Annotated in this window: 18 protein-coding genes; 7 read left to right on the top strand and 11 right to left on the bottom strand. The window is 71.0% G+C overall.

The features are described from left to right. Positions 1 to 2 precede the first annotated feature (2 nt). From AC5P09_RS27460 to mce, 4 genes are all read right to left on the bottom strand, one after another. Positions 3 to 956, bottom strand: a complete 954-nt coding sequence (locus AC5P09_RS27460) for an ABC transporter ATP-binding protein (RefSeq protein ID WP_493876440.1) — start codon at positions 954 to 956, stop codon at positions 3 to 5. A 151-nt stretch (positions 957 to 1,107) separates the two neighbouring features. Further along, a complete protein-coding gene (locus AC5P09_RS27455; RefSeq protein WP_266433725.1) occupies positions 1,108 to 2,043 on the bottom strand; it encodes a coiled-coil domain-containing protein in 936 nt (311 codons plus the stop codon). Between the two features lie 195 nt (positions 2,044 to 2,238). After that, positions 2,239 to 6,150, bottom strand: coding sequence for a polarized growth protein Scy (scy, locus tag AC5P09_RS27450; protein WP_493876439.1), 3,912 nt, complete (start codon positions 6,148 to 6,150; stop codon positions 2,239 to 2,241). A 233-nt stretch (positions 6,151 to 6,383) separates the two neighbouring features. Further along, entirely contained in the window at positions 6,384 to 6,824 is a 441-nt protein-coding gene (gene mce / locus AC5P09_RS27445; RefSeq protein ID WP_266433721.1) for a methylmalonyl-CoA epimerase, read from the bottom strand. Between the two features lie 151 nt (positions 6,825 to 6,975). Here mce and AC5P09_RS27440 point away from each other — a divergent pair, with 151 nt between their 5' ends. The 3 genes from AC5P09_RS27440 (at position 6,976) to AC5P09_RS27430 (ending at position 10,556) form a co-directional block, all read left to right on the top strand. Next, positions 6,976 to 8,178 carry an acetyl-CoA C-acetyltransferase gene (locus AC5P09_RS27440; RefSeq protein ID WP_493876438.1) on the top strand — a complete coding sequence of 401 codons (1,203 nt, stop codon included), beginning with the start codon at positions 6,976 to 6,978 and terminating at the stop codon, positions 8,176 to 8,178. Positions 8,179 to 8,230: 52 nt separating this feature from the next. After that, positions 8,231 to 9,187 (top strand): methylmalonyl Co-A mutase-associated GTPase MeaB, encoded by a 957-nt coding sequence (gene meaB, locus AC5P09_RS27435; RefSeq protein ID WP_493876437.1) that lies wholly within the window; start codon positions 8,231 to 8,233, stop codon positions 9,185 to 9,187. 160 nt (positions 9,188 to 9,347) lie between these two features. Beyond that, positions 9,348 to 10,556 (top strand): MFS transporter, encoded by a 1,209-nt coding sequence (locus AC5P09_RS27430; RefSeq protein WP_493876436.1) that lies wholly within the window; start codon positions 9,348 to 9,350, stop codon positions 10,554 to 10,556. A 157-nt stretch (positions 10,557 to 10,713) separates the two neighbouring features. Here AC5P09_RS27430 and AC5P09_RS27425 read toward each other — a convergent pair whose 3' ends face one another. Further along, positions 10,714 to 11,364 carry a PepSY domain-containing protein gene (locus AC5P09_RS27425; RefSeq protein WP_493876435.1) on the bottom strand — a complete coding sequence of 217 codons (651 nt, stop codon included), beginning with the start codon at positions 11,362 to 11,364 and terminating at the stop codon, positions 10,714 to 10,716. 135 nt (positions 11,365 to 11,499) lie between these two features. Here AC5P09_RS27425 and AC5P09_RS27420 point away from each other — a divergent pair, with 135 nt between their 5' ends. Next, the gene (locus AC5P09_RS27420) at positions 11,500 to 12,171 is read left to right on the top strand and encodes a response regulator transcription factor (protein ID WP_493876434.1); all 672 of its coding nucleotides are present in this window, start codon (positions 11,500 to 11,502) and stop codon (positions 12,169 to 12,171) included. Next, on the top strand, positions 12,168 to 13,607 hold the full coding sequence (locus tag AC5P09_RS27415; protein ID WP_493876433.1) for a sensor histidine kinase: 1,440 nt from the start codon (positions 12,168 to 12,170) through the stop codon (positions 13,605 to 13,607). The genes AC5P09_RS27420 and AC5P09_RS27415 overlap by 4 nt, the downstream gene beginning before the upstream one ends. Before the next feature lie 52 nt (positions 13,608 to 13,659). On the opposite strand, the gene AC5P09_RS27410 is transcribed toward AC5P09_RS27415, so the two are convergent. The 5 genes from AC5P09_RS27410 to AC5P09_RS27390 form a co-directional block, all read right to left on the bottom strand. Then, a complete protein-coding gene (locus AC5P09_RS27410) occupies positions 13,660 to 14,136 on the bottom strand; it encodes a MarR family winged helix-turn-helix transcriptional regulator (RefSeq protein WP_266433707.1) in 477 nt (158 codons plus the stop codon). A 96-nt stretch (positions 14,137 to 14,232) separates the two neighbouring features. After that, on the bottom strand, positions 14,233 to 15,030 hold the full coding sequence (locus AC5P09_RS27405) for an AIM24 family protein (RefSeq protein WP_493876474.1): 798 nt from the start codon (positions 15,028 to 15,030) through the stop codon (positions 14,233 to 14,235). A 2-nt stretch (positions 15,031 to 15,032) separates the two neighbouring features. Then, on the bottom strand, positions 15,033 to 15,683 hold the full coding sequence (locus AC5P09_RS27400; RefSeq protein WP_493876432.1) for an AIM24 family protein: 651 nt from the start codon (positions 15,681 to 15,683) through the stop codon (positions 15,033 to 15,035). A 1-nt stretch (position 15,684) separates the two neighbouring features. Beyond that, complete coding sequence (locus AC5P09_RS27395) at positions 15,685 to 16,317, bottom strand: AIM24 family protein (RefSeq protein ID WP_493876473.1); 633 nt, start codon at positions 16,315 to 16,317, stop codon at positions 15,685 to 15,687. 86 nt (positions 16,318 to 16,403) lie between these two features. Further along, a complete protein-coding gene (locus AC5P09_RS27390) occupies positions 16,404 to 16,544 on the bottom strand; it encodes a hypothetical protein (RefSeq protein WP_493876479.1) in 141 nt (46 codons plus the stop codon). A 98-nt stretch (positions 16,545 to 16,642) separates the two neighbouring features. Between AC5P09_RS27390 and AC5P09_RS27385 the strand changes: the two genes are divergently transcribed. Then, entirely contained in the window at positions 16,643 to 16,987 is a 345-nt protein-coding gene (locus tag AC5P09_RS27385) for a DUF3817 domain-containing protein (protein WP_266433701.1), read from the top strand. Then, the gene (locus AC5P09_RS27380; protein WP_493876431.1) at positions 16,984 to 17,280 is read left to right on the top strand and encodes an MTH1187 family thiamine-binding protein; all 297 of its coding nucleotides are present in this window, start codon (positions 16,984 to 16,986) and stop codon (positions 17,278 to 17,280) included. The genes AC5P09_RS27385 and AC5P09_RS27380 overlap by 4 nt, the downstream gene beginning before the upstream one ends. A gap of 70 nt (positions 17,281 to 17,350) precedes the next feature. Here the strand turns inward: AC5P09_RS27380 and AC5P09_RS27375 are convergent, their stop codons facing one another. Next, a complete protein-coding gene (locus tag AC5P09_RS27375; RefSeq protein WP_493876472.1) occupies positions 17,351 to 17,788 on the bottom strand; it encodes an Lrp/AsnC family transcriptional regulator in 438 nt (145 codons plus the stop codon). Between the last annotated feature and the right edge of the window lie 129 nt (positions 17,789 to 17,917).

Raw genomic sequence — 17,917 nt, 5'->3', positions numbered from 1 at the left:
CGTCAGTTCCCCTTCCAGCCGTCGCCCCACTGCGGTGGCGCGGCGGGCGTGTCGGCGTGTGCGTGGTACTCGACCGACTCCGCGGTCAGCTGCATGAACGCCTCCTCCAGAGAGGCCTGCTGAGGGCTCAGCTCGTGCAGCACGATCTGGTACTGGGCGGCCAGTTCGCCGATGTACTCGGGCTTGGAGCCGTCGACCTCCAGCGTGCCGTTGCCGGTCTCCACGGCGGTGATGCCGGCGCTGTGCAGCACGTCCAGCAGCCGCTCGCGGTGCGGCGAGCGGATCCGGACGTACGACCGCGAGTTCCGCGCGATGAAGTCGGCCATGGAGGTGTCGGCGAGCAGCCGCCCCTGCCCGATGACGACCAGGTGGTCGGCGGTCAGCGCCATCTCGCTCATCAGGTGGGAGGAGACGAAGACCGTACGGCCCTGCGCCGCCAGCGACTTCATCAGGTTGCGGATCCAGTGGATGCCCTCGGGGTCGAGGCCGTTGACCGGCTCGTCGAACATCAGGATCCGCGGATCGCCCAGCAGCGCCCCCGCGATGCCGAGCCGCTGCCCCATGCCGAGCGAGAAGCCCTTGGCCTTCTTCTTCGCCACGGCCGTGAGCCCGACGGTGTCCAACACCTCGTGCACCCGCTTCTTCGGGATGCCGTTGCTCTGCGCGAGGCACAGCAGGTGGTTGAAGGCGCTGCGCCCGCCGTGCATCGCCTTCGCGTCCAGCAGGGCGCCGATGTACGTGAACGGGTCCTTCAGCTGGTCGTAGTGCTTGCCGTCGATACGGACGTCCCCGGCCGTCGGCCGGTCGAGCCCCAGCATCATCCGCATGGTGGTCGACTTGCCGGCGCCGTTGGGCCCGAGGAAGCCTGTCACGATGCCCGGTCTGACGGTGAAGGTCAGGTTGTTGACCGCCACCTTCTCGCCGTACCGCTTGGTCAGTCCCTCGAGCTCGATCATGCGACCACGCTAGGGGCGGGGTTCGGCGGATGCCAATCGTGTGGGCAAACGGAGACCGACGAGCGGGGCAAGAAAGGCGAAAGCCCGCACCCCCCTCGCGGAGGATGCGGGCCTTGGCCTTACTACGTCACAGCCGTACTACGTCACACGCTTACCGGGACTGCTGAGCCGGGACACCCCGGGAGATCGGCTCGTCGTCGGCCGGCGTGCCGGCGGCGGCCACCGCGGCGCCCGTGAGCGTGGCGAGCATCTCGCGCACGTTCGTCAGCTGGGCGTTGATGGAGTCGCGGCGGTTGGTGAGAGCCGCCAGCTCCCGCTCGGATTCCGAACGGATCCGGTCCGCCTTGGCGTTGGCGTCGGCCACGATGTCCTCGGCCTGGCGCTGCGCTGTCTCGACGGTCTGGCGGGCGCGGCGCTCGGCGTCCGTGCGCAGCTTCTCCGCCTCCAGGCGCAGCTGCTCCGCGCGGTGCTCGATCTCCGCGAGGCGCTTCTCCGCCTTCTGCTGACGCGACGCCAGGTCACGCTCGGACTGCTCGCGGCGCTTGGCGAGGTTCGTCTCGAAGTCGGCGGCGGCCTGCGCGGCCTTGGCGCGGGTCTCCTCGAAGAGGGCGTCGGCCTCCTCGCGCTTCGACTGCGCGTCCTTCTGAGCCTCCGAACGCAGCTGCGAAGCGTCGCTCTTGGCCTTCTCGACGATCCGGACGCCCTCGTCCTCGGCCTTGGACTTGCGCTCCGCAGCGAACGATTCTGCGTCGTTGCGAACCTGCTGGGCCGCGGATTCGGCGAGTTCGCGGTGCTGCTCGGCAGCGCGCCGGGCCTCCTCGCGCAGATCCTTGGCCTCTTCCTCGGCGAGGCGGAGGATCTTCTCGACACGCGCGCCGAGGCCGGCGTACGACGGCTCGGCGTCGGTCACCTGTGCCTGGGCGTTCTGCGTCTCGAGGTGAAGCTCCTCGATGCGCTTTTCCAGAGCAGTGATACGGGCCAGAGCGCTGTCACGGTCGGAGACGAGCTTCGAGATGCGTTCGTCCACCTGAGCGCGGTCGTACCCACGCCGCACAAGCTCGAAGCCGTAGGGGGAAGTGTCGCTCATGGGGTTCCTGTCGAATGAGACCGGTGAGGTGATAGGGGGAATCCTAGGGGCCGAAGCGGTGTGTCATCGAGCGGATGCGTGTTTGATCTGGAGAATGACACCCCTTTTGGGTGGCTAACTCGCGGACCACTTGCCAAAGACTTGGTCAAAGGCCCCAGAAGCCGCCGATATTTGATCCTTTGTTCCCACCGTGTTCTAGCTGTCCGACGACTTGCCACCCGATCGAGGGGCGCCGACCGTGGCACCCGCCTTGACGCCGTCCTTGCCACTCGTGGGGGCCTCGAAGGATTCCAACGCCTCCAGGACGTCCTGGACACGGGAGATCTCGGCGTTGATGTCCTCGCGGCGACGCACCAGGATCTCCAGCTCGCGCTTGCCCTCCTCGACCGTGCGCTTGGCCTCGCGGATCGCCTCGGCCTTGAGCTCCTCGGCCTCCCGCACGAGCGCCGCCTTCTTCTGCTCGGCCTCCTTCAGGAGCCCCTCGGCCTTCTTGACGGCGGCGATGCGCACCTTGCCGGCCTCGGAGTTGGCCTCCGACACCAGCTCCTTGGCCTTCGCCTGCGCCTTCTGCAGCTGTTCCTCGGAGGCCTTGATGAGCGCGTCGCAGCGGTCGCCGGTCGACTTCATCGTCTCGGCGGCCTCGCGGCGGGCCCGCTCGTGCAGGTTCTCGATCTCGGTCGTGATGCGGTCGCGCAGCTCCTCGGCCCGCTCCCTTATCGCGGTGGCGTCCCGGCGGGCGCCGACGAGCAGTTCGTCCGCGTCCGTACGGGCCTTCTCCACCCGGGCGTTGCCCTCGACCGTCGCCTCGGACACCAGCCGGTCGGCCTCGGTGCGGGCGGCGCCGACCATGCTGTCGGCCTGGGCCTCCGCGTCCGCGGTGGCCTTCTGCGCCTGCTGCTGCGCCTCGGTGAGCAGCTTGTCGGCCTCCGCGGCGGTCTCCGTGATGAGCTTGTCGACCTGCTCCGCCGCCTCGGAACGCCGCTTGTTGGCTTCCTTGCGGGACTCGTCGAGCGTGCGCTCGGCCTCTTCGCGCGCGGCCGTGGTGACCCGCTCGGCCTCCGACAGCGCCTCGGCCTTGACCCGCTCCGATTCGCTGCGGATCCGCTCGGCGTGCTGCTGGGCCGCCCCGACCGTGTCGGCGGCCTCTGCGCGCAGCCGCTCCGCCTCGCCGGTGGCCTCCCCGAGCAGCTGCTCGGCCTGGGCGAGCGCCTCGGACCGTACCCGCTCGGCCTCCGCGACCGTCTCCGACCTGAGCCGCTCCGCCTCGGCGACCGTCTCCTGGCGCAGCCGGTCGGTGTCCGTGATCGTCTCGGTGGTGAGCCGCTCGGCCTCGTTGCGCGCCTCCGTGATGAGGGTGTCGGCCTGATTCGCCGCGTCCGACCGGATGCGGTTGGCGTCCTCGCGGGCGTCCGCCCGGGTACGCGAGGCCGCCTGGTCGGCCTCGGCGATGGCGTCCGACGCCTCCGTACGCGCCCGCTGGGCGTACTCGGCCGCGTCCGACCGCAGCCGCTCCGACTCCGCGATCGCGTCCGAAACCGTGCGCTCGGCGAGCGCCTTGGCGGCGTCCGTCTCCTCGGTCGCCTCGCGACGGACCCGGCTCGCGTCCTCGCCGGCCCGCTCCCGCTCGGCGTAGGCGTCGGCGCGGACCCGGTCCGACTCCTCCTGGGCCTCGCGGCGCGTACGGTCCGCCGCGTGCTCGGCGGCCGAACGCAGCCCGGCGATCTCCTCCTGGGCCTGCTCGTGCAGCCCGGCGACCGAGTCCCGTACCTGCTGGGCGTGCTGCTCGGCGGCCGACACCATCTCGGTGGCCCGCCGGTCGGCTTCCTCGATCAGGCGTACGGCCTCGGTCTGCGCCTCCTCGACGCGCTTGCGCGCCGAGGCCAGCAGTTCCTCGCTCTGCTCGCGGGCGCGCTGGCGCTCCTGGTCGGCCTCCTGCCGTGCCGTGCCGAGGTACTCCTCGGCCTCGCGGCGACGCCGGTTGGCCTCCTCCTGCGCGGCGGCCAGCGCCTGAGACGCCTCCGTCGCCAGCCGCTCGGCGGCGGCCTGCGCCTCCGCCCGCACGCGGTCGGCGGTGTCCTGCGCCTCCGACTTCAGCCGCTCGGCCTCGGCCGCGGCCTCCGACCGCAGGCGTACGGCGATGGCCTCGCCCTCCGCGCGGGAGGCGGAGGCGTCCGAGGCGGCCTCGGTGCGCAGCCGCTCGGCCTCCGTCTCGGCCTGCTGCTGGAGCGTACGGATCCGCTCGGCGGCCTCGGCGCGCAGCCGGTCGATCTCCTCGGCGGCCTCGCGGCGGAGCCGCACGGCCTCCTCACGGGCGTCCGTGAGCGCCTGCTCGGCGGCGGCGAGACGTTCCTCGGCCTCGGTGTGCAGCCGGGTCAGTTCCTCGGCGGCGTCCGCGCGGCGGGCCTCTATGGCCCGCTCGGTCGCCTCGTGCAGCTCGCGCGCGGCCCGCTCGGCGTCCGCCTTGATGCCCTCGGACTGCTCGACGACCTCCGCGCGGTGCCGCTCGGCCTCCTTGCGGGTGCGCTCCAGGGTCTCCTCGGCCTGCCGGCGCAGGGTCGTCGCCCGCTCGATGGCCTCCGTACGGACCTTCTCGCTGTCCGTGGTGGCCTTCTGGCGCAGCTCGTCCGCGTCCTGCCGGGTCTTCGCCAGCAGTTCCTCGGCGGTCCTGGCCGCCTCCTCGATCTGCTGGACGGCCTCCTTGCGGGCCTCCGCGCGGATCTTCTCGCCCTCGGCGACGGCGTCGGAGCGCAGCTGCTCGGCCTCGCCGCGCAGCCGGCGGGCCTCCTCCTGCAGCTCGACCGTCTTGGCGCGGTACTCCTTGGTGTCGTCCTTCGCCGCGCCCTTGAGCTGCTCGGCGATGTCGTGCGCCTCGGCGCGCAGCCGGTCCGCCTCGGCCTCGGCCTCGCTGCGGATCCGCTCGGCCTCCTCGGCGGCGGCCTTGGTGGTGCTGCGCGCGTCCTCCTGCGCCTTGTTGAGGACGTCCTCGGCCGTCTTGGCCGCCTTCGACAGCTGGGTCGCGCTCTCCTCGGCCGTGAGGGTGCGGGCCTTCTCGGCGGCCTCGTCGAGCAGCTTCTCGGCCTCGGCGCGGGCGTCCGCGACGATCTGCTCGGCGTCCGACCTGGTGGCCTCGGCCTCCTTGGTGGCCTCGCTGACCAGCCGGGCGACCTGCTCCTTCGCGGTACGCGTGCGCTGCTCGTTGGTCGACTCCGCGCTCGACAGCGCCTTCTCGGCGGCCGCCTTGGCGTCGGCGACCACCTTCTCCGCCTCGGCGCGCGCCTCCCGCAGGGCCGTGTCGGCCTCCGCGATGCGCTGCTCGGCGGTCCGGCTCAGCTCCAGGGCCTCGCGGCGGGCCGCCTCCGACTCCGAGCTGGTGGAGGTACGCAGCTGCTCGGCGTGCTCGGTGGCCTCCTGGGCCTGCGTGGAGGCGGCGTTCAGCAGCCGCTCGGCGTCCGCGCGGGCGCGGCGCAGCAGCTGCTCGGCCTCGGCGCGGGCCGACTCGGCCTCGCTCTGCAGCCGCTGACGGGCCTCGGAGGTCACCCGCTCGGCCTCCGCGCGGGCCGCCGCCATGGCCTGCTCGGCCTCGGCACGGGACTCGTCCAGGAGCCGGCGCGCCTGCTGCTCGGTCCGGGCGCGCAGCTGCTCCGCCCAGGCCACGTTCTCGTTGACGTGCGACTCGACGGTCTGCCGGCGCTCGGCGAGCTCCTGGTCGAGCTGCTGGCGGCGGGTGACCGCCTCCTGGTGCAGCTCCGCCTGGAGCCGTGCGGCCTGCTCGGCGTGCTCCTGGAGGATGCGCTGGGTCTGCGCCCGGGCCTGGCTCAGCTCGCGTTCGGCCTCCAGGCGCAACTGGTCGGCCTGGACCTGCGCGTTGCGCAGCAACTGCTCGGCCTGGTAGCCGATGTCGCCGCCGTCGAAGGCGGGCCGGGACATGATGGTGCGCCGCGCCTCGTGCAACTTGGCGCGCAGCACCTCGACCTGGTAGCCGAGGTCCTCGGCGTGCTGGATCGCCTTTTCCCGCTCGGTCTTCAGCCGCTTCATCTCGGCTTCGAAACGAGTGAGGTGGTCGACGTCAGCCGCCGGTTCCCGCTCCTGGCTCTCGTAGCCCCGCACTGCGCGGTCCCATCCGTCCCCTGGTCGCAAGTCTCTCGGTACGAGCCCCGGCCGTCTGCCGAACGGGGCTCCCGGGGAATGGTGTCAGATCAACGGCGGAGCACGGGCTGCTGCCCCGACGCTCGTCCCCCGAAACCCGGACCCCGGCCAGGTCCCGCCGTCATGGCAGGACCCTGGTCGCCCTGGGTGGAGCGGCGACCGCCCCCAACCCTACCGGCCCATATGTACGGGGGTCAGTGCTCAGGTGACTCAACAGACGCCGAAGTGACCAGTTCTGTCAGTACGCCGTGGCAATCCTTGGGGTGCAGGAAGGTGATCCGTGACCCCATGGAACCGATTCGCGGCTCTTCGTACAGAACGCGTACGCCCTTCTGCCCGATGGCCGCGGCATCCGCGTCCACGTCCGCCGTACCGAAGGCGATGTGATGTACGCCCTCCCCGTTCTTCGCGAGCCACTTGCCCACGGCGGAATCCTCCCGGGTCGGCTCCAGGAGCTGCAGGTACGAAGCTCCGCCGTCGGACGTATCGTTGATCTTGAGCATGGCCTCGCGTACGCCCTGCTCCTCGTTGACCTCGGAGTGGAACACCTCGAAGCCGTACGTGGCCCGATAGAACTCGACGGTCTTGTCGAGGTCGAAACAGGCGATCCCGATGTGGTCGATTCGCGTCAGCATGGTTTCAGTGCAGCGCGACGGAGGTGGTTACGCAACGTGCGCGCGATCACACTGACAGCCCGATGACGGCGTGGACTACCGCTCAGTACATTCGAAGTAAACCCTCGTTCACTCCTCGGCCAGTGCAGGCCGGATAAGGGGATCGCAGCTCATGACTGGATCGAACAGCACGACCTCGGTGATCGTCGCGGGCGCCCGCACGCCCATGGGACGGCTGCTGGGCTCGCTGAAGTCCTTCTCGGGAGCCGACCTCGGCGGCTTCGCGATCAAGGCCGCCCTCGACCGTGCGGGTATCGGCGGCGACCAGGTGCAGTACGTGATCATGGGCCAGGTGCTCCAGGCCGGGGCGGGGCAGATCCCGGCCCGCCAGGCCGCGGTCAAGGCCGGCATCCCGATGAGCGTCCCGGCGCTCACCGTCAACAAGGTGTGTCTGTCCGGCCTCGACGCCATCGCGCTCGCCGACCAGCTCATCCGCGCCGGCGAGTTCGACATCGTCGTCGCCGGCGGCCAGGAGTCCATGACCAACGCCCCCCACCTGCTGCCGAAGTCCCGCGAGGGCTTCAAGTACGGGGCGATCGAGATGCTCGACGCCATGGCGTACGACGGTCTCACCGACGCCTTCGAGAACATCGCCATGGGCGAGTCGACGGAGAAGCACAACACCCGCCTCGGCATCCAGCGCCCCGAGCAGGACGAGTTCTCGGCCCTGTCCCACCAGCGCGCCGCCGCCGCCCAGAAGAACGGCCTGTTCGAGGCTGAGATCACCCCCGTGGAGATCCCGCAGCGCAAGGGCGAGCCGGTCGTCTTCAGCAAGGACGAGGGCATCCGCGCGGAGACCACCGCCGAGTCGCTCGGCAAGCTGCGCCCGGCGTTCACGAAGGACGGCACGATCACCGCGGGGTCGGCCTCGCAGATCTCCGACGGTGCGGCCGCGGTCGTGGTGATGAGCAAGGCCAAGGCGCAGGAGCTCGGCCTGGAGTGGATCGCCGAGATCGGCGCCCACGGCAATGTGGCGGGCCCGGACAACTCCCTCCAGTCCCAGCCGTCGAACGCCATCCTGCACGCCCTCAAGAAGGAGGGCCTTCAGGTCGCCGACCTCGACCTGATCGAGATCAACGAGGCCTTCGCGGCGGTCGCGGTCCAGTCAATGAAGGACCTCGAGGTGTCCCCGGAAAGGGTGAACGTCAACGGCGGCGCCATCGCCCTCGGCCACCCGATCGGCATGTCCGGCGCCCGCCTCGTCCTGCACCTGGCGCTGGAGCTCAAGCGGCGCGGCGGCGGCGTGGGCGCGGCGGCGCTGTGCGGTGGCGGCGGTCAGGGTGACGCGCTGGTGGTGCGGGTGCCGAAGGCCTGAGTTCGCTGTACGTGTCTCTCTGATCTCTCTGATCTCGCTGAACGGAGCTGTGATGCAGGACGTCTCCACACTGGTCGCCCAGGCCAGGGAGGGCCGGCCGCGGGCCGTGGCCCGGCTGATCTCCCTGGTGGAGGGGGCGTCCCCGCAGCTCAGGGAGGTCATGGCGGCACTGGCCCCGCTGACCGGAGGGGCGTACGTGGTGGGCCTGACGGGTTCGCCGGGCGTCGGCAAGTCGACGTCCACGTCCGCCCTGGTGACCGCGTACCGCAAGCAGGGCAGGCGGGTCGGCGTCCTGGCCGTCGACCCGTCGTCCCCGTTCTCCGGGGGCGCGCTGCTCGGCGACCGGGTCCGGATGTCGGAGCACGCCTCCGACCCGGGTGTCTACATCCGGTCGATGGCCACGCGCGGCCACCTCGGCGGTCTCGCCTGGGCCGCCCCGCAGGCGATCCGTGTCCTGGACGCGGCGGGCTGCGATGTGATCCTGGTCGAGACGGTCGGGGTCGGCCAGTCGGAGGTCGAGATCGCCTCCCAGGCGGACACGTCGGTGGTGCTGCTGGCCCCCGGCATGGGGGACGGAATCCAGGCGGCGAAGGCGGGCATCCTGGAGATCGGCGACGTGTACGTCGTCAACAAGGCCGACCGCGACGGCGCGGACGCCACCGCCCGCGAGCTGAACCACATGCTCGGCCTCGGCGAGTCCCGCGGCCCCGGCGACTGGCGCCCGCCCATCGTCAAGACGGTCGCCGCGCGCGCGGAGGGCATCGACGAGGTCGTCGAGGCGCTGGAGAAGCACCGCGCCTGGATGGAGGAGCAGGGCGTCCTGGCCGAACGCCGGCGCGCCCGCGCCGCCCACGAGGTGGAAGCCATCGCCGTCACCGCCCTGCGCGAGCGCATCGGCGACCTGCACGGCGACCGTCGGCTGAGCACACTCGCCGAGAAGATCGTCGCCGGGGAGCTGGACCCCTACCGGGCCGCGGACGAACTGGTGGCGGGGCTCACGGAGGGCTGACCGGCCCACGGTGAACTCACCGGCCCCGCTGGTACGTTGACCCACATGTTCCTTCTCTTGGCATAGGGCCCGCCCGAGCCCGCGACCGCACCCGGCAGCACGCCGTGGCCGTCGCGGCACTTCGGCGTCCCTTCCCTGCCTCCAGTAGAGGAACTTTGTCGTGTCCGCTGTGTCCCCGCGGCCCTCGTATGCCGCGGTACTCCGCATTCCCCATGCCCGCCGCACCTTCGCGGCCGCCCTCGCCGCCCGGCTGTCGTACGGCATGGCCCCGATCGCCGTGATGCTCAGCGTGACCCGGGCAACCGGGTCGTACGCCGTCGCCGGTGTCGTCATGGCCGTGTTCGGCGCCACGGTCGTCTTCCTGTCGCCGTACCGGGCGGCCCTGGTCGACCGCCACGGCCCGCGCCGGGCCCTGCCGCCGATGGCCCTGCTGCACGCGGGGCTGCTCTGCGCGCTGGCGGCGGCCTGCTGGCGTCCCGGGGCGCCCCCGCTGCTGCTCGGCCTGATCGCCGCCGGCACGGGCGCCTGCGCGCCGCCGCTTGGTCCCACCATGCGCAGGGTGTGGGGCGAACTCGCCGAGGACCGGCTCCTGCTGCAACGCGCGTACAGCCTGGACGGGGTCGCGGAGGAACTCCTCTACGTCACCGGCCCGCTGTTGGTCGGCGTGCTGGTCGGCTTCGCGCCCCCTGCTGCGGGCGTGGTGCTGGGCGCGCTGCTCATGGCAGTGGGGACGCAGGCCTTCGTGATCTCACCGGCGGTCCGTTCGGTGCGCGGGAGCGGGGCCGTTCGCAAGGGCCGGGGCGCGTCACTGACGCCGGGACGGGAGCTGTTGCCACCGATCGTCGTCGCGGGCGGTGTGGGCCTGTCCCTCAGCGCCGTCGACCTCCTCGTCGTCGCCTTCGCCGGGCAGCGGGAGCTCGGGGACGAGACCGTCGCGTGGGTGCTCGCGGCGCTGTCGGCGGGCAGTGCGGTGGGCGGTCTGCTGAACGGGACGGTGGACTGGCGTACGCCGGCCCGGGGCCGGCTCTCGTTCCTGGCTGCGGGCGTGGGCGTGACGCTCGGCGCCGCTGGTCTCGCGCCCGGCGTGGCCACGCTTGCCGGGGCGGCGGCCTGTGCGGGGCTGTTCGTCGCACCGGCCCTGACGACGGCGTACCTGATCGCCGACGACGCCGCCCCGGCCGGGTTCCGGACGCAGGCGGGGGCGTGGGTCAACACGTCCGTCAACGCGGGGAGTTCGGCCGGGGCGGCGACGATGGGAGTACTGGTGGAGCGACTTCCGCTGGGGGTGTGCTTCGTGGTGGCGGGCGGGGTGTCGGTGGGGGCGGCGGTGATCGCGGGGGTGAGCGCACCGGCGCCGGCGCGGACGTAGCTGGGGGCTCCGCCCCCAGACCTCCGGCCTTTGCGCACCCGGCCACCCGTCTCGGTCGGTCGAGAGGCGCAGGTCAGGGGCGGAGGTCAGGGGCACTTCTCGTCCGACCGAGTCGGCAGGGCGAGGGCCACTCTTAGGGCAGCGCCCTTACCTCACGTCAGTCGTCGTCGCCGTCGTCGTCCGACGCGTCCGCCGTGACCTTGCCCGTCGTGAGGTCGACGCGCCAGTCCTGCTCGGCGTTGCCGGACTTGTACGTCTCGACCTCCCAGGCCTTGGACGTGCCGTCCTCGTCCAGGTCCACCGACGTCACGGTGCCCTTGCCGGCCGCGGCCTCGGCCGCCTCCGCAGCCGTCACCGTCGCCCCCTTCAGCGCGGCCCGCACCTCGGCGGTGTCGTCCTCACGCTCGGTGTGGGAGCCGAGAACCTTGCCGGTGCCGGGGTCGATGCGCACGCTGTGCCAGGTGTTGCCGCCGCCGAGCACGTCGACGTCCCAGACGACCGGCCCGGAGTCGTCCTGATCGTCCAGTTCGACGGAGACGGCGGTACCCGACGAGTGCCGCAGTGCGGAGGCGACGGCCTCGGCGGCCGTCACGTCACCGGACACCCGAGCCCCGTCGTCGTCCCGCGCGTCGTCGTCCCGCGCGTCGTCGTCCTGGACACCGCTCCCGGTCCCCCGGACATCCGCCTGCCGCGCCGTCGCCGTCCCCTCACCGTCCGCACCGTCCCCCGTCACCGCGAGAGCCGTGGCCGTACCGCCCCCGATCAGAGCGGCGGCCGTAACGGCGGCGATCACGATGTTGCGCTTCATGAGGTTTCCTCCAGAATCCTGATGCTTCGGTCGCTTTGCTTCGCTTTCGACGTCAACAACCATCGCCGACCGACGCTGAGAGGAACCTGAAGCCCCCTGAAGAGATCTTCAGCTTGGCTTTGCGAACCTTTACGCATGCGCCTGTTGATCGTGGAGGACGAGAAGCGGCTTGCCCTGTCGCTCGCCAAGGGCCTGACGGCCGAGGGGTATGCCGTGGACGTGGTCCACGACGGGCGGGAGGGACTGCACCGGGCCACCGAGGGGACGTACGACCTCGTGATCCTGGACATCATGCTGCCCGGCCTCAACGGCTACCGCGTCTGCGCCGCTCTGCGCGCCGCGGGCCACGACGTGCCGATCCTGATGCTCACCGCCAAGGACGGCGAGTACGACGAGGCGGAGGGCCTGGACACGGGCGCCGACGACTACCTGACCAAGCCGTTCTCGTACGTCGTTCTCGTCGCCCGGATCAAGGCCCTGCTGCGGCGCCGCGCACAGGGCGGCGGGGCCTCGCCCGTGCAGATCCACGGCGACCTGAAGATCGACACCGCCGCCCGCCGCGTCTTCCTCGCGGATGACGAGATCGCGCTGACCGCCAAGGAGTTCGCCGTCCTGGAGCAGCTCGCGGTGCGGGCCGGCGAGGTGGTGTCCAAGGCCCAGATGCTGGAGCACGTCTGGGACTTCGCGTACGAGGGCGATCCGAACATCGTCGAGGTGTACATCAGCACCCTGCGCCGCAAGCTGCGCGCCGAGCTCATCCGGACGGTCCGCGGCGTCGGCTACCGGCTGGAGACGGAGCAACGATGAAACGGCTGTTCGGCTCTGTACGGTCCCGGGCGACCCTGGCCGCCACCCTCGTCGTCGCGGTGGCGCTGGTCGCGGCCGGGACCGCCGTACTGCTGTCCCTGCGCTCCAACCTGATCGACCAGGCCGGTACGGCGGCGGACCGTTCCGCGCGGACGGTGGCCACCCACCTGGCCGGCGGGAAGACGTACGAGCAGCTGTCCTTGGACGACGAGGACCAGCCCGTCCAGGTCGTCGACGAGCGCGGCAGGCTCGTCGCCGCGACCGAGGACCTGGAGCGGATCAGCGGCACCGGCACCGGCGCCGTGCGCCCGCAGGCACCCACGCCCACGCCCACGCCAACGCCCACGGACGGCGGCGGCGACGAGGACGCCGACGACGACGCGGACGACGACGCCTCCCTCGAACCCGGCAAGATCGAGGAGAACACCGTCTTCACCGACGGCTCCGCGACGATCGACCAGCACAGTGCCGACTACCGCTTCGCCGCCGTCCGGGTGGAGACCGAGAAACAGGGCACGCTCACCGTCTACGCCGGTGCCCCCCTGTCCGCGGAGCAGAGCGCGGTGCGCACCGCGCTGACCGTCATGCTGATCGGTTTCCCGCTGCTGCTCGCCGTCGTCGCGGTCGTGACCTGGCTGGTCACCCGGCGCGCGCTGCACCCGGTGGAGGGCATCCGCAGCGAGATGGCCGCGATCACCGCCTCCGAGGACCTCGCCCGCCGGGTCCCGGTGCCGGACACACACGACGAGGTGGCCCGCCTGGCCCGCACCACGAACGAGACGCTGGCCGCCCTGGAGACCTCCGTGGAGCGCCAGCGCCGGTTCGTCGCCGACGCCTCGCACGAGCTGCGCAGCCCGATCGCGTCCTTGCGCACCCAGCTCGAAGTGGGCGCCGCACACCCCGAGCTGCTGGACGTTTCAGGGGCGGTCGAGGACACCGTACGACTCCAGCGCCTCGCCACCGATCTGCTGCTGCTCGCCCGGCTGGACGCGGGGGAGCGGCCCGCCGTCGGTGCCCGGCTCGACCTCGCGGCACTGGCGCGGGAGGAGGCCGAGGGGCGGACGGGCGTGCGCGTGGAGGCGCCCGAGGCGGTGCCGGTGGCCGGGTCCCGGGGGCAGCTGGAGCGGGTGCTCACCAATCTGCTGGACAACGCGCGGCGGCACGCCCGCTCGACGGTCACGGTGACCGTACGGCGGGAGGGGGAGTGGGCCGTGGCCGGGGTCGCCGACGACGGTGACGGGGTGCCGGACGGCGACCGGGAGCGGATCTTCGAGCGGTTCGTACGGCTCGACGACGCCCGCAGCCGCGACGACGGCGGTGCCGGGCTCGGACTCGCGATCGCCCGGGACGTCGCCGTACGCCACGGCGGCACGCTCACGGTCCGCAAAGCGCCGGAAGGCGGAGCTCTGTTCGAACTCCGCCTGCCGCTCGTCTAGCCGGCCGGGGGCCGGTGGACTGCCGGGGGCCGGTGGACGGCCGGGGTCCGGGTCACGGACGGCCGCGTTGTCCCCGGAGGTGGTCCGCGACGGGCCTCAGGGACTTCTCGAGTTCCACCAGGGACTCGGGGGGCAGCAGGTCGATGAAGTGTCTCCGCACAGACGCCACATGATGCGGCGCGACCTTCTGCATCGTCTCCATGCCGTGCTCGGTGAGCACCGCGTACAGACCGCGGCGGTCCGACTCGCAGTTCTCGCGCCGCACGAGGTCCGCGTTCTCCATGCGGGTGATCTGGTGGGAGAGGCGGCTCTTGGACTGGAGGGTGGCGGACGCGAGGTCGCTCATCCGCATCCGTACGCCCTCCGACTCGGACAGATTCACCAGGATCTCGTAGTCGTTCATTGTCAGGCCGAACGGCTGCAGGTCCCTTTCGAGCTGGTACGTCAACAGCCTGTTGACCTCCAGGTGGGTGCGCCAGGCGCACTGCTCCGCATCGGTCAGCCAGCGCGTGGCCGTCTCGGTCTCCATGAATGAAGTCTACCTAAAAGGTTGAAAGGCGAACTAGTGAGGGTGGTGTGATGTCGGGCGCGCACACGTTCGACGTCACACTCCGCAGACTACCGCTCACAGCCCGAAGCGACGCTGGAGGTCCCCCAGCTGTCCGGGAAGGCGCGGTGCGCCGGCTTGCTGTCCGGGGCCTGCGGGAACCCCGCCGCCACCGGGCACCCCGGGCTCGTGCGGAACCGCCCCCGTCGCCTGCTCCGCCATCAGCGCCTCCGACGACTGGAGCAGCACCGTGCCGGCCCCTACGAACTCGAACTGGTGCTCCTCCCCGGAGGCCCCGCCCAGGCCCGTCATCGCACGTAGGCCGCCCATCAGGCCGGTCATGTACCCGTGGTCGTAGTGATGGCACGGAGAGGGGCAGTCGGCCCAGCCGACGAGCGCCTGCGGGTCCACCCGGATCGGAGGCTCCATGAACACCACCGGCCCGTTGGAGGCCGCCACGAACTTTCCGCTTCCGATGAGTGTCAGAAAACCCGGCACGATCGACTGCTTGAGGGCGAGACTTGGCTGAAAAGCGAGCAAGTTGCCCGAGCGAATGGTCAGATTGCCGTTCTCGAGGTCGTAGGAGTTCACGTCGAAGGCCCGGTCGGCGAGGAGCATCTTGCCCGAGCCCTCCGCCACGACCCAGTCGCTCGCGTGCAGAGGCGAATGGAACGACGTACGCACGAGGCGGTCCAGCCGGCCGTGTCCGATGCCGTTGAACTCCATCGAGCCGTAGTAGGCGATCATCTTCCCCTTCTGCAGGAACCACTGGCTCCCTTTGAGCTCCACGCAGAAGGTGTAGTTGTTGACGTTGTCGTCGACCGGCAGTGTCATGGGGTCGTAGACCGTCGGGCCGCCGCCCGGAGCCCCGTACATGCTCACAGCTTCTCCTCCGAGGCCTGGACGTACACCGCGCCGTTGCCGCTGAGCTCCAGCTGGAACGCCTCTCCGGAGCCGCGGCCCACCATGTCCCGCCAGCCCAGCGCGGTGGACAGCTTGTTGCGTACGTCGCCGTGGTGGGCGACGTACGCCTGCGGGTCGACATGGACCGGGCGCTGCGGGGTGATGGGGACCTCGATGACGCCGCCGTGCGCCATGACCGCGACCGAGCCGTGCCCGCGGAGGGTGGTCGTGAACAGCCCCTGGCCGCTGACCTGGCCGCGGACCATGCCCATGACGCCGCCCTGGGAGCCCATGAACATGGTGCCCTGCTCCAGGGTGCCCTCGAAGGCGAGCAGGCGGTCCGCCTCCACGAACAGGGTGTCGCCGGTGAGGTTGATGACCTGGACGTGGTGGCCGCCGTGCCCGAACAGCACGGTGCCGCTGCCCTCGACGGTCATCAGGGGCGCCGCCTCGCCCGCCGCCCGGCGGCCGAGCATCGACATGACGCCGCCCTGGCCGCCCTGGACGTTGGGCGTGAAGGACACCTCGCCCTTGTAGGCGAGCATCGCCCCGCGCTGACTGAACAGCCGCTGCCCGGGCTGGACGGTCGCCTCGACCATCTTCGAGTTGATCTCGCTGAAGGCCATGTCACACCTCCCCCGCGATCGTGTTCCGCTCGCTCGGCTGGACGTAGACCAGGCCGTCGCCCTCGAAGCGGAGCTGGAAGGCCTCGCCGCCGCCCTCGCCCATGAGCGTGCGGAACGTCACACCGGACTGGAAGGACTGCCGCAGGTTGCCCTGGTGCGCGATGTAGGCGCCCGGGTCGACGGTCAGCGGGTACTGCGCGCTGACCCGCAGCACGACCGCCGGCCCGTCCGACATGATCGCGGCCTGTCCGTGGCCCTCGATCGTCGTCGTGAACAGCCCGTTGCCCTGCGAGGCCCCGCGCGTGCCCGTGAACGACGTGCCGGTCCGCAGCCCGGAGTCGGTCGCGAGCAGGTTGCTCGACTCCACGTACAGCTTGTCCCCCTGGAGGGCGACGAGGTTGATCTCCGAGGCCCGGTCCGCGAACCAGCACGTGCCGTGCCCCTTCACCTCCATCAGTGTCATCTGCTCGCCGGTGATCCGCCGGGTCACCATGCCCCGGATGCCCTCACCGCCGCCGCTGAGCTTCTTGAAGTCCATCTGCCCGTCGTATGCGACCATCGAGCCGTTCTTCGCCTTCACGGCGTCCCCGGTCATGTCGACGGCGAGCACCTTGCTGCCTTGAAGTCGGAACATCGCCACGCAGCGAAGGTAACCGCCGGGAGGCTCCGCCAACAGAGCCTGTGGGTGGAGAAAGACCCTGATCGCGCCCCTAAGGGCCACTAAGGGCCGATCAGGGCCAGTTGCTCGAACCCGGTCGCGGAGATCTGGCCCTGCCGCCCCGCGTTGCGCCAGGGCAGCACGCCGGCCCGCCCGAGGTGAACTGCATACGCGCTCCCCGGATCGTCGGCACCAGCTTCCACCCCCCGGCCGTCCGCCGCCCAGCCGTTTGCCACAATGGGGCGAACGTTTGTGCCTGGATTCACAAACCGTCCGACGTCTCTCCCACCGAAGGTGACCCGTGGACATCAAGACCGCCACCGCCCTCCGCCGCCTCCGCCTGGTCTCGGCCCCCGAGGCGATCTCGTTCCTTCTCCTGCTCGTCTGCTCGGTGCTGAAGCGGACGACGGACTTCAACGCGGTCCCCGTGATGGGGATGATCCACGGCGTCCTCTTCATCCTGTACGTGATCTTCTGGGCGGACGCCTGGAACCGTACGAAGTGGCCCCTGAAGACCGCCGCCCTCTACTTCGTCCTCTCCGTGCTGCCCACCGGCGGCTTCTTCGCCGAGCGCAAGCTCAGGCGTGAGACCGAGGACGCGGTCATCGCCTCCCGGGCCCGCCAGGAAAAGGCCGTGAAGGCATGATCGTCGCCTTCTCCGTGACGCCGCTGGGGGTCGGCGAGGATGTGGGGGAGTACGTCGCCGACGCCGTGAAGGTCGTCCGGGAGTCGGGCCTGCCCAACCGTACGGACGCGATGTTCACCTCGATCGAGGGCGAGTGGGACGCGGTGATGGACGTCGTCAAGCGAGCCGTGGCCGCCGTGGAGGCGCGGGCGCCGCGCGTGTCGCTGGTCCTCAAGGCGGACATCCGCCCCGGAGTGACGGACGGTCTCACCTCCAAGGTGGAGACGGTCGAGCGGCACCTCGCCGAGCAGTAGTCCCACAGCAGGAGAAACCCCGGTCCCGCGCGGACCGGGGTTTTCTCATGACAGGCCAGGTCGCCCGGTGCTATCCGGCGTTCAGCGGCCGCTCGAAGAAGGTCTCCAGGACCACCGTCGCCTGCGTTCCGCTGACCCCGTCGATCGCGTACAGGCGGCGCAGTACGTCCTGGAGCCGTTCCGTGGTAGCGGTGCGCACCTTCACCAGGACGGCCGCGCTGCCCGCGATGACGTGCGCCTCCTGGATCTCCGGTACGGCGGCGAAGTCCTCGGCCCGGTCGCCCATCCACGCCGTCGAGTCGACCAGGACGAAGGCGAGGACCCCGCGGTCGAGCGCCGCGGGATCGACGTCGACCGTCGTGGCCCGGATGACCCCCTGCTCGCGCAGCTTGCGCACGCGCTCGTGCGCGGCACCCGCCGACAGGCCGACCGCCGTGCCGAGCGCGGCGTACGACCGGGTGGCGTCCCGCTGGAGCAGCGCGATCAGCCGACGGTCGATGTCATCCACTGATTTCATGCACTGACCATACCTGATTCGGTGATCTCTCTATTATGTTGAACCAGATCCAGATCCAGATCCAGATCCAGATCCAGATCCAGATCCAGATCCAGATCCAGATCCAGATCCAGATCCAGA

Source organism: Streptomyces sp. a15 (assembly GCF_059026085.1).
This window is presented reverse-complemented; position numbering and strand designations above follow the sequence as displayed.

Excerpts from the sequence above, each read along its gene's own strand:
- AC5P09_RS27400 (WP_493876432.1), bottom strand. The coding sequence starts at position 15,683 with ATGGCCTTCAGCGAGATCAACTCGAAGATGGTCGAGGCGACCGTCCAG.
- AC5P09_RS27425 (WP_493876435.1), bottom strand. The coding sequence starts at position 11,364 with ATGAAGCGCAACATCGTGATCGCCGCCGTTACGGCCGCCGCTCTGATC.
- AC5P09_RS27405 (WP_493876474.1), bottom strand. The coding sequence starts at position 15,030 with ATGTACGGGGCTCCGGGCGGCGGCCCGACGGTCTACGACCCCATGACA.
- meaB (WP_493876437.1), top strand. The coding sequence starts at position 8,231 with ATGCAGGACGTCTCCACACTGGTCGCCCAGGCCAGGGAGGGCCGGCCG.
- AC5P09_RS27460 (WP_493876440.1), bottom strand. The coding sequence starts at position 956 with ATGATCGAGCTCGAGGGACTGACCAAGCGGTACGGCGAGAAGGTGGCG.
- AC5P09_RS27420 (WP_493876434.1), top strand. The coding sequence starts at position 11,500 with ATGCGCCTGTTGATCGTGGAGGACGAGAAGCGGCTTGCCCTGTCGCTC.
- mce (WP_266433721.1), bottom strand. The coding sequence starts at position 6,824 with ATGCTGACGCGAATCGACCACATCGGGATCGCCTGTTTCGACCTCGAC.
- AC5P09_RS27415 (WP_493876433.1), top strand. The coding sequence starts at position 12,168 with ATGAAACGGCTGTTCGGCTCTGTACGGTCCCGGGCGACCCTGGCCGCC.
- AC5P09_RS27410 (WP_266433707.1), bottom strand. The coding sequence starts at position 14,136 with ATGGAGACCGAGACGGCCACGCGCTGGCTGACCGATGCGGAGCAGTGC.
- AC5P09_RS27395 (WP_493876473.1), bottom strand. The coding sequence starts at position 16,317 with ATGTTCCGACTTCAAGGCAGCAAGGTGCTCGCCGTCGACATGACCGGG.
- AC5P09_RS27380 (WP_493876431.1), top strand. The coding sequence starts at position 16,984 with ATGATCGTCGCCTTCTCCGTGACGCCGCTGGGGGTCGGCGAGGATGTG.
- AC5P09_RS27440 (WP_493876438.1), top strand. The coding sequence starts at position 6,976 with ATGACTGGATCGAACAGCACGACCTCGGTGATCGTCGCGGGCGCCCGC.
- AC5P09_RS27455 (WP_266433725.1), bottom strand. The coding sequence starts at position 2,043 with ATGAGCGACACTTCCCCCTACGGCTTCGAGCTTGTGCGGCGTGGGTAC.